The organism is Vibrio palustris, assembly GCF_024346995.1.
GTDB lineage: Bacteria > Pseudomonadota > Gammaproteobacteria > Enterobacterales > Vibrionaceae > Vibrio > Vibrio palustris.
The window spans coordinates 1,209,035-1,222,435 of the sequence record NZ_AP024887.1 but is presented as its reverse complement, the minus strand read 5'-3'; the positions used below and the strand labels follow the sequence as shown (position 1 = coordinate 1,222,435).

10 protein-coding genes are annotated in these 13,401 nt (G+C 42.6%); 5 read left to right on the top strand and 5 right to left on the bottom strand.

The features are described from left to right. Positions 1-89: 89 nt before the first annotated feature. From OCU30_RS05875 to gyrA, 3 genes are all read right to left on the bottom strand, one after another. Positions 90-689, bottom strand: coding sequence for a GTP cyclohydrolase II (locus OCU30_RS05875; RefSeq protein ID WP_077313679.1), 600 nt, complete (start codon positions 687-689; stop codon positions 90-92). A 197-nt stretch (positions 690-886) separates the two neighbouring features. After that, the gene (locus OCU30_RS05870) at positions 887-1,072 is read right to left on the bottom strand and encodes a hypothetical protein (RefSeq protein ID WP_095532886.1); all 186 of its coding nucleotides are present in this window, start codon (positions 1,070-1,072) and stop codon (positions 887-889) included. A gap of 410 nt (positions 1,073-1,482) precedes the next feature. Next, on the bottom strand, positions 1,483-4,161 hold the full coding sequence (gene gyrA, locus OCU30_RS05865) for a DNA topoisomerase (ATP-hydrolyzing) subunit A (protein WP_077313111.1): 2,679 nt from the start codon (positions 4,159-4,161) through the stop codon (positions 1,483-1,485). Positions 4,162-4,526: 365 nt separating this feature from the next. On the opposite strand from gyrA, the gene ubiG reads away from it, so the two are divergent. The 4 genes from ubiG to yfaE all read left to right on the top strand — a co-directional run bounded on the left by ubiG (position 4,527) and on the right by yfaE (position 9,503). After that, positions 4,527-5,237: a bifunctional 2-polyprenyl-6-hydroxyphenol methylase/3-demethylubiquinol 3-O-methyltransferase UbiG gene (gene ubiG, locus OCU30_RS05860; protein WP_077313113.1), complete on the top strand. Its 711-nt coding sequence runs from the start codon at positions 4,527-4,529 to the stop codon at positions 5,235-5,237. Positions 5,238-5,678: 441 nt separating this feature from the next. Then, the gene (nrdA, locus tag OCU30_RS05855; RefSeq protein ID WP_077313116.1) at positions 5,679-7,961 is read left to right on the top strand and encodes a class 1a ribonucleoside-diphosphate reductase subunit alpha; all 2,283 of its coding nucleotides are present in this window, start codon (positions 5,679-5,681) and stop codon (positions 7,959-7,961) included. 130 nt (positions 7,962-8,091) lie between these two features. Then, positions 8,092-9,225, top strand: coding sequence for a class Ia ribonucleoside-diphosphate reductase subunit beta (gene nrdB / locus OCU30_RS05850; protein ID WP_077313118.1), 1,134 nt, complete (start codon positions 8,092-8,094; stop codon positions 9,223-9,225). Next, positions 9,225-9,503, top strand: a complete 279-nt coding sequence (gene yfaE / locus OCU30_RS05845; protein WP_077313120.1) for a class I ribonucleotide reductase maintenance protein YfaE — start codon at positions 9,225-9,227, stop codon at positions 9,501-9,503. The genes nrdB and yfaE overlap by 1 nt, the downstream gene beginning before the upstream one ends. Positions 9,504-9,541: 38 nt before the next feature. Here yfaE and OCU30_RS05840 read toward each other — a convergent pair whose 3' ends face one another. Together OCU30_RS05840 and OCU30_RS05835 are read right to left on the bottom strand one after the other, a co-directional pair. Beyond that, a complete protein-coding gene (locus tag OCU30_RS05840; protein ID WP_077313122.1) occupies positions 9,542-9,796 on the bottom strand; it encodes a 30S ribosomal protein S6 modification protein in 255 nt (84 codons plus the stop codon). A 228-nt stretch (positions 9,797-10,024) separates the two neighbouring features. Then, positions 10,025-11,266: a CinA family nicotinamide mononucleotide deamidase-related protein gene (locus OCU30_RS05835; protein ID WP_077313124.1), complete on the bottom strand. Its 1,242-nt coding sequence runs from the start codon at positions 11,264-11,266 to the stop codon at positions 10,025-10,027. Positions 11,267-11,731: 465 nt separating this feature from the next. On the opposite strand from OCU30_RS05835, the gene OCU30_RS05830 reads away from it, so the two are divergent. Then, complete coding sequence (locus OCU30_RS05830) at positions 11,732-13,342, top strand: methyl-accepting chemotaxis protein (protein WP_077313126.1); 1,611 nt, start codon at positions 11,732-11,734, stop codon at positions 13,340-13,342. Positions 13,343-13,401 lie beyond the last annotated feature (59 nt).

Sequence of the window (13,401 nt, the reverse complement as noted above, 5' to 3'; positions counted from 1 at the left end):
CTCTGAGGTTGAGACGCGACCCAAAGATAATTAAATAAATAAAAAAAGCCCCAGTGAAAACTGGAGCTTTTTTAATCAGCAGCATGCAATTAAGTTAGCTTAAGTTGATGATGACCATGTGAGACCTTCGCTTTTAAATAGCTTTCGTTGCCATCTTTAATATGCGCTCCGGTGTGAACAACATCGACAATCTCAACACCAAATTCTTTTAAATCATGAATTTTCTTTGGGTTGTTGGTCACCAGACGAATTTTACTAATATTCAATGCTTGCAGCATTTGCGCCGCTTCAGAAAAATCACGCAAATCGTCGGGAAAACCCAAATGGTTATTCGCTTGATAGGTATCCATGCCTTCGCTTTGCAGTTGGTAGGCATCAATTTTATTATATAAGCCAATACCACGCCCTTCTTGACGCAGATACAAAATAATACCGCCGTGCTCTCCCATCTTCGCGATGGTTTCATCAAGTTGCTCGCCACAATCACATCGAGAGGAGTGAAAAACATCGCCTGTCAAACATTCAGAATGCATACGTACTAAAGGGATGTCTGACTGCGTATCTGCTTGTTTAAAGATCAGTGCAACGTGTTCTTTGTCTGAATTCAACCCATGAAATGATAAAATCTCAGCATCAATGCTGCTGTTAGCGCCGACTTTTAAGTCTACTCTGGCTCTTACTTCCGCCATATTTTCACTCACTTTATTCATTGTTGATGCATCTTAGCGAAACATGCATACAATTTCTATTTTTTGTTGTAGTTACTATGGGGCCTAGCTGGTGGGTTTTCAACGGTAAGCCACAGCTCATGGCAACGCCCAAAACACAAAAAACCCGACATTGGCCATATCGGGTTTATTTAAGAACATCTATTAAGGGTAACGTATCAATGACGTTGGCTGTTTTTCCACATAGTAAGTTCAATCCAGATTTGCTCCAATTCTTTTAACTCTTCATCGGTCAAAAATGACAATGTCGGCTTACACTGAGGCATGGCATTCGCTTGTAACGAGCTGATGCGCTTATAAAAATCCTGTTTTAATTGAATAATCGCTTCTTGTTCCAATGCCATTCCCCATAAACTTTAATTAAGTCTCAAAAATAATACCATTTTTCATTTTATCATGGCAAATAAACACTATATATGTGACAAGTGTCACAATAAATAGGGTTTTCGCAATCCTCTGTCTCAAACGTTTATCTTAGTGCCGTTTGCTGCCAACCAAAACTCAATGACTTACTTTGTATTAAGTATAGGAAAAGAAATTTAAAAGTCAGAAATTTTTCACCATTATTTTCATTTTTATATATAAAAATCATAAAGATCCATGGATCAAGTTCGATCCTTCTTCAACGATTTGGGATCGTCTCCCTTCGCGGGCTAAATGATGCTCATATAAGTACTTGCCAACATATTGAAGTATAAAAAAAGCCGGAGATCATCTCCGGCTTTTCACTTGCATCAACAATGATCAACTAAGATTAATCAATCTCTGATTCATCATCGTTTGCTTCAGATTGCGTGTCAGTTGTTGTATCCGCATTTTCTGCGCCTTCAACACTCTCATCCACACTATCACTTTGCGTCTCACTGGTTGACTCTTCACCCTCTTCTAGCGGTAAGTCTTCTTCAGCAATTTCTTCGATACGCTGTAGTGCAACCACATCTTCGCCTTCAGAAGTACGAATCAAGGTTACGCCTTGGGTATTACGACCCACTTGACTGACTTCATCAACACGCGTGCGCACTAACGTGCCCGCATTGGTGATCATCATGAACTCATCACGCTCATCTGCTTGAACAGCACCGATAACCGGACCATTACGCTCAGACACTTTGATAGAAACCACACCTTGTGTAGCTCGGCTCTTCGCTGGATATTCGGCAAGCTGAGTACGTTTACCGTAACCATTTTGTGTCACCGTCAGAATATCACCGTCGGTATGTGGCACAATCAATGACTTCACATGATCGCCTTCAGGTAATTTCATACCACGCACACCGGATGCAGTACGTCCCATCGCACGTACTTGGCTCTCGTTAAAGCGTACCACTTTACCCGATGCTGAGAACAACATAATGTCGTTATCGCCATGGGTAATATCTACACCAATCAACGAATCTTCTTCACGAAGATTAACCGCAATCAAACCGTTCTTACGTACATTTGAGAACTGATCCAACGAGGTTTTCTTAACCGTACCGTCACTGGTTGCCATGAAGATATAATGATCTTCAGAATACTCACTCACTGGCAGAATCGCAGTAATACGCTCCTCTGGTTCAAGTGGCAAAATATTCACAATCGGCTTACCACGCGCCGTACGCGTTGCATGCGGCAATTGATATACTTTCAAGCGATATGCTTTACCTCGTGTTGAGAAACACAAGATATTATCATGAGTGTTGGCAACCAACAGACGTTCGATAAAGTCTTCGTCTTTCATACGCGTAGCGCTCTTACCACGACCACCACGGCGTTGCGCCTCGTAATCACTCAGGATTTGGTATTTCACATAGCCTTCATGTGACAACGTCACAACAACGTTTTCACGGGCAATCAGCTCTTCCATGTCAATGTCATGGCTCGCCGCGGTAATTTCCGTGCGACGTTCATCACCGAAATTGTCACGGACAATTTCCAGTTCTTCGCGAATCACTTCCATCAAGCGTTCAGTACTCGCAAGAATATGTAAGTACTCAGCGATTTGATCCAATAGACCCTTGTACTCTTCGAGAATTTTTTCGTGCTCTAGACCCGTTAAACGGTGTAAGCGTAATTCAAGAATCGCTTGAGCTTGTTGCTCAGTGAGGTAATACATACCATCACGAATACCAAACTCTGGCTCTAACCATGCAGGGCGAGCAGTGCCTTCGTCACCAGCACGCTCAAGCATGCTTGCAACATGACCCAGTTCCCAACCGCGAGAAATTAAGCCAGTTTTCGCTTCAGCCGGTGTCGCAGCTTGGCGAATAAGCTCAATCACTTCATCGATATTCGCTAATGCCAGAGCCAAACCTTCCAAGATGTGCGCACGGTCGCGGGCTTTACGTAATTCGTAAACCGTACGACGCGTGACCACTTCACGGCGGTGGTTAACGAAACACTTCAGCATATCTTTTAAGTTAAACAGCTGAGGTTGGCCTTCGTTCAACGCCACCATGTTAATGCCAAAAGTGGTTTGCAACTGCGTATTGGTGTAAAGGTTGTTTAGTACCACTTCACCGACCGCATCGCGCTTACACTCGATGACAATACGCATACCTTCTTTGTCGGATTCATCACGCAGTGCGCTGATACCTTCGACTTTTTTGTCTTTTACAAGCTCGGCGATTTTTTCAATCAAACGCGCTTTGTTCACTTGGTATGGAATTTCGGTAACAATTATGGTTTCACGACCATGTTTGTCAGCTTCGATATCCGCTTTAGAACGCATGTAAACTTTACCGCGTCCTGTTTTGTATGCATCCACAATACCTTTACGACCACTGATCATCGCAGCCGTTGGGAAGTCAGGCCCAGGAATATATTCCATCAATTCGTCAATGGTGATGTCTTCATTATCAATATAAGCAAGACAGCCACTCACGACTTCATTTAAGTTATGAGGTGGAATATTGGTTGCCATACCAACTGCGATACCCGACGCACCATTAACTAGTAAGTTAGGAATTTTAGTCGGTAGCACCGCTGGAATACGTTCCGTACCGTCATAGTTATCAACATAATCGACGGTTTCTTTATCGAGATCGGCTAACAGCTCGTGAGCCATTTTCGCCATACGCACTTCCGTATAACGCATTGCCGCAGCCGAGTCACCATCGATCGAACCAAAGTTACCTTGGCCATCAACCAGCATGTAACGAAGTGAGAAAGGTTGAGCCATACGCACGATAGTGTCATAGACGGCTGTATCACCATGCGGGTGATATTTACCGATTACGTCACCTACCACACGAGCAGATTTTTTATAAGGTTTATTCCAGTCATTTCCCAGTACATTCATTGCAAATAACACACGACGGTGTACTGGTTTTAGGCCATCACGCACATCAGGAAGAGCACGACCGACGATGACTGACATCGCGTAGTCGAGGTAAGAACCGCGAAGCTCGTCCTCAATATTGATGGGCGTGATCTCTTTAGCAAGATCGCTCATAGAGCCATTATCCCTCTATAGTTTGATCGGTATATCCAGAACCGAGAATAAGGCGGGTTTCACGACTCATCAGTCCTTAGACACCGAATCATTATTCTGTCTGAATATAATTGATACGTATAAGGTGAAAAAATATAACACAAAAATCGAAACTTCGGCATTACTTTCCCAGTCCTTTTATCAGCATGTGATGTTAGCAGCCCTGTAGTTGACGATAAAAGCAACAAATTGAAAGTGCGCCCTTCTCCCTTGAACAAAAAAACAACACATAAGCAAGAATATGAGCGAACCGCTAGGAAAGTCGACCCGGAGAGTTATAATAGCCGTCTCTTATAAAACGGTGATAAAAGGTTAGTAGGCTCCCCATGACACAATCACAGAATGTTGATCCACTCGAAATCAAAAAGTTTGAAGATATGGCTTCACGTTGGTGGGACTTAAATGGTGAATTTAAACCATTGCATCAGATTAACCCACTGAGATTAAACTATGTGATGGATAAAGCGAACGGCCTATTTGGAAAAACTGTCCTCGACGTTGGCTGTGGCGGCGGTATTCTTGCTGAAAGCATGGCCAAAGAAGGCGCCGAGGTCACCGGTTTAGACATGGGTAAAGAGCCCTTAGAAGTCGCGCGTTTACACGCACTCGAAACAGGGACGAGTCTATCCTATATTCAAAGTACGATTGAAGATCATGCCAACACCCACGCGAATCATTATGACGTCGTCACATGTATGGAGATGCTAGAACATGTACCAGATCCACAATCTGTGATCAGTGCGTGTTGCACACTCGTTAAACCTGACGGACATGTGTTTTTCTCTACATTGAACCGTAACTTTAAATCGTATTTATTCGCCATCGTTGGCGCTGAAAAAATCTTAAAGATCGTTCCCAACAACACCCATGATCATAATAAGTTTATTCGCCCATCAGAGCTAATGAAGATGATCGACCAAACCCAATTACAATCACACGGTATTACGGGCTTACTCTATAATCCATTGACTGATACTTATCGCTTAGGTCGTAAGGTCGATGTGAACTATATTGTGCATACGCGCGCATCATCGTAGACAAAGTAAAATAATAGTGTTGGATACTTCGCGCCTATGCTATCGCTTAGCGGCGCGAATTTGAGCAATCGCTGCAGGTTTATACAATAAAAATATGAGAGCGTTTTTGGTCGAAAGATCAAGAGATTTTTTTTTGATTTGCTCGATAATAAATCGATTCTTGGTAGGCAAATATTTCGCTCCAATCCTACCCGTTTGTTGTCAGTTAGCGACTACTAACTGTTTTTTTTTGTTTACCGAGTTATCCACAAAATGTGCAAGATCTCGGACTTGCATTAGCCCTCCGATAGCACTATCTTGTAATACGAAAACATACAGACCCCTACATATAGTGTTTTGACCCACTAGATGTAGGGCGAGCTTTTTTGAAGAAAGCGGCATTAGCAAGCATTCAAACATGTTGATGCCGTTTTTTCAGTTTCATTAGGGAAATAAAGCAGAATGAACCAAGAACTCACTGTCACAAAACGTGATGGCCGTACAGAAAAGATCAATTTAGATAAGATTCACCGCGTAATCACATGGGCGGCAGAAGGTTTAACTAATGTGTCAGTTTCTCAAGTAGAACTCCGTGCTCATATTCAGTTCTATGAAGGCATCACCACTTCTGATATTCATGAAACCATCATAAAATCTGCAGCCGATCTGATCTCTGAAGAGAGCCCAGATTATCAATATCTAGCTGCGCGTCTCGCCATTTTCCATTTACGTAAAAAAGCGTATGGCGATTACCAACCACCTCGTCTTTTCGATCAAGTATCGAAAATGGTGGCGCTTGGTAAATACGATAATCACTTGATGGAAGATTACACAGAAGAAGAATTTGATCTTCTCGACTCCTATATTGATCACGACCGCGATCTTAATTTTTCTTACGCGGCAGTGAAACAATTAGAAGGCAAATATTTCGTACAAAATCGCGTTACTGGTCAAATTTATGAAAGCGCGCAATTCTTGTACATGCTGGTTGCAGCCTGCTTATTTGAAAACTACCCAAAAGAAACTCGTCTGGATTACATCAAGCGTTTTTATGATGCAACGTCGACGTTTAAGATCTCCCTACCAACACCGATTATGTCTGGAGTGCGTACTCCAACACGTCAATTTAGTTCATGTGTTCTCATTGAATGTGGCGATAGCCTTGATTCCATCAATGCAACAGCAAGCTCAATTGTTCGTTACGTATCACAGCGTGCTGGTATTGGTATTAATGCGGGTCGTATTCGTGCTCTAGGGTCTGAAATTCGCGGTGGTGAAGCTTTCCACACGGGTTGTATTCCATTTTATAAATACTTCCAAACCTCAGTGAAATGTTGTTCACAAGGTGGGGTTCGTGGCGGCGCAGCGACTGTTTTTTACCCTCTATGGCATGGTGAATCTCAATCGCTCCTAGTATTAAAAAATAACCGCGGTGTAGAAGAAAACCGAGTTCGTCATATGGATTACGGGGTGCAGCTTAATAAACTTATGTACCAACGTTTGGTTGATGGCGGGAATATTACCCTATTCTCTCCATCCGATGTTCCAGGTTTGTACGATGCGTTCTTCCAAGATCAAGCAGAGTTTGAGCGTTTGTACGTTCAATACGAAAATGATCCTGCAATCAAGAAAGAAAGCGTAAAGGCAGTTGATTTGTTCTCATTGCTCATGCAAGAGCGTGCATCAACAGGTCGTATTTATATTCAGAACGTCGACCACTGTAATACACACAGCCCATTCGATGAGCGTGTTGCACCAGTACGTCAATCTAACTTATGTTTAGAAATTGCACTGCCGACTAAACCGCTCTCGAACGTAGAAGATGACGAAGGTGAAATCGCACTGTGTACACTGTCTGCGTTTAACCTTGGTGAAATTAAATCTCTTGATGATTTTGAAGAACTCTCTGACTTAGTGGTTCGTGCGTTAGATTCATTGCTCGATTACCAAGATTACCCACTACCTGCGGCGCGTGTGTCAACCATGAACCGTCGTACTCTTGGGGTTGGTGTCATCAACTATGCGTACTATCTCGCGAAGAACGGCGTGAAATATTCAGATGACAGTGCACTCGCTCTGACTCACCGTACATTTGAAGCCATGCAGTATTACTTGCTTAAAGCATCTTTGGAACTTGCAAAAGAGCGCGGTCGTTGCCCATCGTTCCACGAGACAACGTATGCACAGGGTAAACTGCCAATCGACACGTACAAGCAAGATCTTGATGCACTATGCGACGAGTCATTGCATTACGACTGGGATACGCTGCGTCAAGACATCATGACGCACGGTCTACGTAACTCAACACTGACGGCATTAATGCCATCTGAGACATCATCACAAATCTCAAATGCAACTAATGGTATTGAACCACCACGTGGTTATGTGTCAGTTAAAGCCTCAAAAGATGGTATTTTAAAACAAGTCGTTCCTGAGTACAGTAAGTACAAAGACAACTACGAGCTATTGTGGAATATCCGTGGTAATGATGGGTATTTACATCTCGTCGGTGTGATGCAGAAATTTATTGATCAATCTATTTCAGCGAATACAAACTACGACCCTAGCGTTTATGGTTCTGGTAAAGTACCGATGAAGCAATTATTGAAAGATCTGCTTACCGCGTATAAATACGGTGTCAAAACACTGTACTACCATAATACTCGCGATGGTGCGTCTGACGCCCAGAATGATGCGGTACAACCTCAAGATGATGATTGTGCTGGCGGTGGTTGTAAGATTTAACTTTATAACTGACTGAACTCAGAGGGGAGACCATAGTATTATGGCTCCCCCGCTCCATTAGAGCATTACCCAATAAATTCTCTCATCTTTACTCGCTTGTTTGTAAAGATGCATAACGGATGAAAGTGACATGGCTTACAGTACTTTTACGCAAACTAAAAACAACCAATTGAAAGAACCCATGTTTTTAGGTCAACCTGTCAACGTGGCGCGCTATGACCAACAAAAATATGAGATTTTCGAAAAGCTAATCGAAAAGCAATTATCATTCTTCTGGCGTCCAGAAGAAGTCGATGTATCCTCCGATCGTATCGATTACGCAAAGCTACCTGAGCACGAAAAACATATTTTTATTTCTAATTTGAAATACCAAACATTGTTAGATTCTATTCAAGGTCGTAGTCCAAACGTGGCGCTACTCCCATTAGTATCATTACCAGAATTAGAAACATGGATTGAGACTTGGTCATTCTCAGAAACCATTCACTCACGTTCATATACGCACATCATTCGTAATATCGTTAATGATCCAGCACTGGTTTTCGATGACATCGTCGAAAACGAATACATTATTAAGCGTGCAGGCGATATTTCGAAATATTACGATGAGTTGATTGCCCTTTCGAATGACTATCATCGTTATGGTGAAGGCACACATACGATCAATGGCGAAGATGTCACCATCACGCTTAACGGCCTGAAAAAACAACTTTACCTATGCTTGATGTCGGTAAATGCCCTAGAAGCCATTCGTTTCTATGTCAGCTTTGCTTGTTCTTTTGCGTTTGCAGAACGTGAGTTGATGGAAGGTAACGCGAAAATCATTAAGTTAATTGCTCGTGATGAAGCACTCCACTTAACGGGTACGCAGCATATGTTGAACTTACTGCGCAACGGTATGGATGACTTCTCGTTCCTACAAATTGCGGAAGAAGCAAAACAAGAATGTTTTGATATCTTTAAAGAAGCAGCAGAACAAGAAAAAGAATGGGCTGAGTACTTGTTCAAAGATGGCTCAATGATAGGCCTTAATAAAGATATTTTATGTCAGTACGTCGAATATATTACCAATATTCGTATGCAAGCTGTTGGTCTAGAAGCGGCATACCCAGAAGCAACAACTAACCCAATTCCATGGATCAACGCCTGGTTGTCTTCTGATAACGTACAAGTTGCCCCACAAGAAGCAGAAATCAGTTCTTATCTGGTTGGCCAAATTGACAATCAAGTCAGTTCTGGTGACTTTGAGGGCTTTGAACTGTAATGGCGACGGTCAAAATCAACAAACAATTAATTATTGAATCGAACACTTCAGACACATTGCTGGAAACGTTTGAAAAAGCTGGGTTAGAACCAGAATACAATTGTCGAGATGGGCACTGCGGTGCGTGTCGCTGTCGGCTAACAAGTGGGTCAGTCGAGTATGTTGGTTTTGCCATGGCATTTCTAGAGCCTGGCGAAGTGCTGCCTTGCATTAGTAAGGCCAAAACAGCACTAGAATTGGACGAGGTCAATTACCAACCTAAGTCAAAATTCGCTTAGTCACGGCACTTGATAAGTCGCCAAGAAAAAGCCAGAGTTTACACTCTGGCTTTTTTTACATCTAATAGAAAATCTTCGACAAAAACGCTAGAAACGGCTTTCGCACCAATCTCTCGCCCATCAGCGTCAAATAGTGATAACCGATAGCCAAGATCTCCCTTCTCATCTTGGTAAAAGGGAATGCCTCGCCAAAGAGATGCCATATCATAACCACTATGGCTAAGCACTTCACCTAACAGTACTTTTTGATTCGATACTGCATACCAAACTAATATTTTTGATTGATTAAACATACCTGCCTCATGCCGCTTTATTATTTATTTAGAGCATTCAGTGTAACGACAATCGAAACAGGAAAAAGCGCAATTTTTGTGCTTTTTGAAGCATCACATCAAAATCATACGCTTAGTAATTAGACTGATTGAGCATATTGAATCGCATTTTACTCAAAGCGAGTATAAGCTTAAATTTCAATCTATTACGTGCCAATTATGTGACCATGTCACCGAAAAAGAGGAAATTTAATTTAACGCACTTGCCGGAATGAATAACGCTTTAATTTCCTTCGCTCCGCCGCATTGAGTTAAGACAGGTTTCCCTGATAAATAACGTCTTAGCATATCCGCTAGCAGTGTTCCTATCACGATCTTTTGTTCGTCAGCAGAATACTCACGAGTAAAGCGGAAAATTTGTCCCCATTCTCCTTCAGGGGCAGACAGTGCCAAAGAGAACTGCCCGTCAGCAGACAAGGGGCCAGTCACCAACGCAAGCTCAGTACCACACTTATCTTTCGTCGCTCCGGCTAACGCAAACACAGGCGCCAGGCCATCACTTTCACCTAAATTCGATTCAACATCGTGACTCAATATCCAGCTATGCCCACTGCGTGCTTCTATGTCAGTATTACTCATCAACCAATGAGACAACCAGCCTTTAGTCGATTGCTCCGCAATAGAGAGATGCAGCCCTTTACTTGCAACCAATTGACCAAGATGTTCCAACATAGGCTGATCAATACTCACTATATGCTGTTCTATATGCTGAAAAATCAGTTTAGCCACTTTTAAGCGGCGTTCATTATCCGCCTTGGGCCCAAAGAGTTTCACTTCGATAAATGGCAAGTACGAACGATAGCCAAGCGAATACCCTTGTGGTAACTGCAGCTTATCTAGACGATCCGCGATACCGGATTCAGACGAACCAAAGGTATAAAAATAACTGCACTCTTCACCGACTTGATCCGGGTACATGGTTTTCAGATCAGGGAGTACTTGCTCTGTAACCATTCGCTTAAACTCACTGGGTACACCCGGCGTAAAATAGAACCAACAATCATGGATTTTCATTTTAAATCCACATGCCGTTCCTATTGGGTTAACGATAATTTGTGCCCCATCGGGCAGCCTAGCCTGCTTAATATTGCTCTCCGGCATTGTCTTATTACGTGAGCTAAAATAAGCACGCATTGTTTCAACCCAAGAGTCAAACAAGACCAAGGGGCTGTCTGCGGCTTCTGATGCCGCTTCCGCACTCAAGTCATCTGTCGTTGGACCCAAACCACCATTCACAATAACGACGTCACAATTAAAAGCCAGCATGGTGAGCTCTTCAACCAAATCTTGTTTGGCATCACCTACGGTTGAACGTTTACACAAAGCAAAACCATGATGAAAACATTCACGTCCTAACCAAGCGGCGTTGGTATCCACAATATCGCCATGTAACACTTCTTCGCCCGTGCTTAACATTGCTACTTTCAGCATCGATTTCTCACCTCTGATTGACCGGTCGTTGCGCCAATGATTGATAACACATTACCGACCTTATCTTATGTATATCGACATTACTTATCTCATTAACAAGTGAGTATGTCATGTCACCTCAATTTTGATAATAAGAATTGTCTTTTTCTTATTCGGCCCTGCTCTCCACCGAGAAGACGTCCTCATATAGTGAACTATTTGACAGACAGTCATGTAGCCATTGTACGCATGTTTTAAGGAATAATTCACCTACCCATAGTCGTTTTTCTATTTTTTTCAATAACGTGGTCATACTTATATTTTTTTAAAAAAATTGATCTAGTTAACGTTCTACTCTGTTTAAATTCGAAAAAAAACACGAATAGACCACTCTTAGTGAGGGAAAAGGAAGATTTCCAATCATTCTTTGGATTGCCCAACCCATAAATTGTTTCTATAGACTAATTAGCTAGGTGGTAAACCAATATGTTTCAGCTTAAACATGTGAAGGTTGGACGAAAGTTCACCATATTAATCGGAGCCAGTTTACTGGGATTTATTATACTTCTCTTCATGTCTGCAACAGTATTAGAACGTGACTTAAAAGCCGAACGAAAAGATCAGTTAAAATCCATTATCGAAGGTACGGTTTCACAAATGCAGTATCTCAGTGACACATATCCAGAAAAACAAGCGAAGGAAATGGCCAAACACCTCATCGATAGGTTTCGATACTCTGATGGTGACTATATCTATGTGCTCAATAGCAGTAGAGAAGTATTGGTCCATCCAGACTCAGCATTAATCGGCCAAAAAATGGGAGAATCTGGTTCGAATACAGGCTCTATAGCGTTTTGGCAAAAAGTCGTTTCAATGGGAGATGGTGGGAAAAGTGGCACGATTGAATATCAATGGCCCGCCCCCGATGGCACCTTTTCAGAAAAAGTGGCTTATGTCCAAGGATTTGCACCTTGGGGTTGGGTTGTATCGACAGGAATACTCATTGACGATATAAATGCTGTCGTTTATACACAAATTTTATATATGGTCGTCGTGGCGTTTATCGCTATGCTCGCAATGATCACACTAGGGATCGTGATTCGCCGCTCAATTGTCAATCCGTTGCATATTATTATGGATACGATGAAAACCATTTCAAAAGGCAATATGACCGCGCGAGTTGATTATGACGGCCGTGATGAAATCGGTATGCTTGGCCGCGGAATTAATGACAGTATCAGCGATTTGCATATGGCGTTGGTAAAATCTGTGGAATCTGCCTCATCGGTCTCTGCTGCGTCAATACGGATTGCGTCTAGTGCCGAAGAAACCAGTCAAGCGGTGAATAGCCAACAACATCAATTGAGTAACCTAGCCACCGCTATGAATGAAATGAGTGCTACAGTATCTGAAGTTGCCCGCCACGCCGAAGACACGGCAGAAGATACGCAAAGTGCGACCCAAGAAGCCAATACGGGTAATAAAGATGTGAATTCGAGTGTGGATAGTATTCGAGCATTAACCAATGAACTCGAGCTGGCCAATACCAAAGTGAATGAGCTAAAAGAAGGCGTCATGGAAATCAGTGAAGTCACTGCTGTGATCAGTGGCATTTCAGAGCAAACCAATTTGTTAGCATTAAATGCCGCTATTGAAGCCGCTCGTGCTGGCGAGCAAGGCCGTGGTTTTGCTGTCGTGGCCGATGAAGTACGCAACTTAGCCAGTCGCACTCACCACTCCACCGATGAAATTCAAACAACCATTACTCGCTTACAACAGTTAGCAGTTGCGTCAGTGAGTTCGATGGAAGCGAGTCAAAAACTTGCATACTCCAGTGTCGAACGAGCAGAAAATGCAGGTAAAGATTTAGGTTTAATCGTCACGCACATTCAAAAAGTGAACGATAATGCGGCGCAAATTGCCACCGCCGCGGAAGAACAAAGTGTGGTCGCAGAAGATATGAATAAAAACGTGAGTAGTATTAATGACTCCTCATCTGAAATGTCGACCGCAGCGAATTATCTTGCTAAGGAAAGTGAGCAATTAGCCGGACTATCACGACAATTAGATGATGAATTGAAACACTTCATCTTATGACACCTGGCTTAACCCCCCTTCATACCAAGCGGTGAAATGAAAGTAAGCCTCATCAAAAG

What these genes read in the sequence shown, in the direction of transcription:
- yfaE (WP_077313120.1), top strand. Translation starts at nt 9,225, where the DNA reads ATGGCGACGGTCAAAATCAACAAACAATTAATTATTGAATCGAACACT.
- OCU30_RS05875 (WP_077313679.1), bottom strand. Translation starts at nt 689, where the DNA reads ATGGCGGAAGTAAGAGCCAGAGTAGACTTAAAAGTCGGCGCTAACAGC.
- OCU30_RS05830 (WP_077313126.1), top strand. Translation starts at nt 11,732, where the DNA reads ATGTTTCAGCTTAAACATGTGAAGGTTGGACGAAAGTTCACCATATTA.
- OCU30_RS05840 (WP_077313122.1), bottom strand. Translation starts at nt 9,796, where the DNA reads ATGTTTAATCAATCAAAAATATTAGTTTGGTATGCAGTATCGAATCAA.
- gyrA (WP_077313111.1), bottom strand. Translation starts at nt 4,161, where the DNA reads ATGAGCGATCTTGCTAAAGAGATCACGCCCATCAATATTGAGGACGAG.
- ubiG (WP_077313113.1), top strand. Translation starts at nt 4,527, where the DNA reads ATGACACAATCACAGAATGTTGATCCACTCGAAATCAAAAAGTTTGAA.
- OCU30_RS05870 (WP_095532886.1), bottom strand. Translation starts at nt 1,072, where the DNA reads ATGGCATTGGAACAAGAAGCGATTATTCAATTAAAACAGGATTTTTAT.
- OCU30_RS05835 (WP_077313124.1), bottom strand. Translation starts at nt 11,266, where the DNA reads ATGCTGAAAGTAGCAATGTTAAGCACGGGCGAAGAAGTGTTACATGGC.
- nrdB (WP_077313118.1), top strand. Translation starts at nt 8,092, where the DNA reads ATGGCTTACAGTACTTTTACGCAAACTAAAAACAACCAATTGAAAGAA.
- nrdA (WP_077313116.1), top strand. Translation starts at nt 5,679, where the DNA reads ATGAACCAAGAACTCACTGTCACAAAACGTGATGGCCGTACAGAAAAG.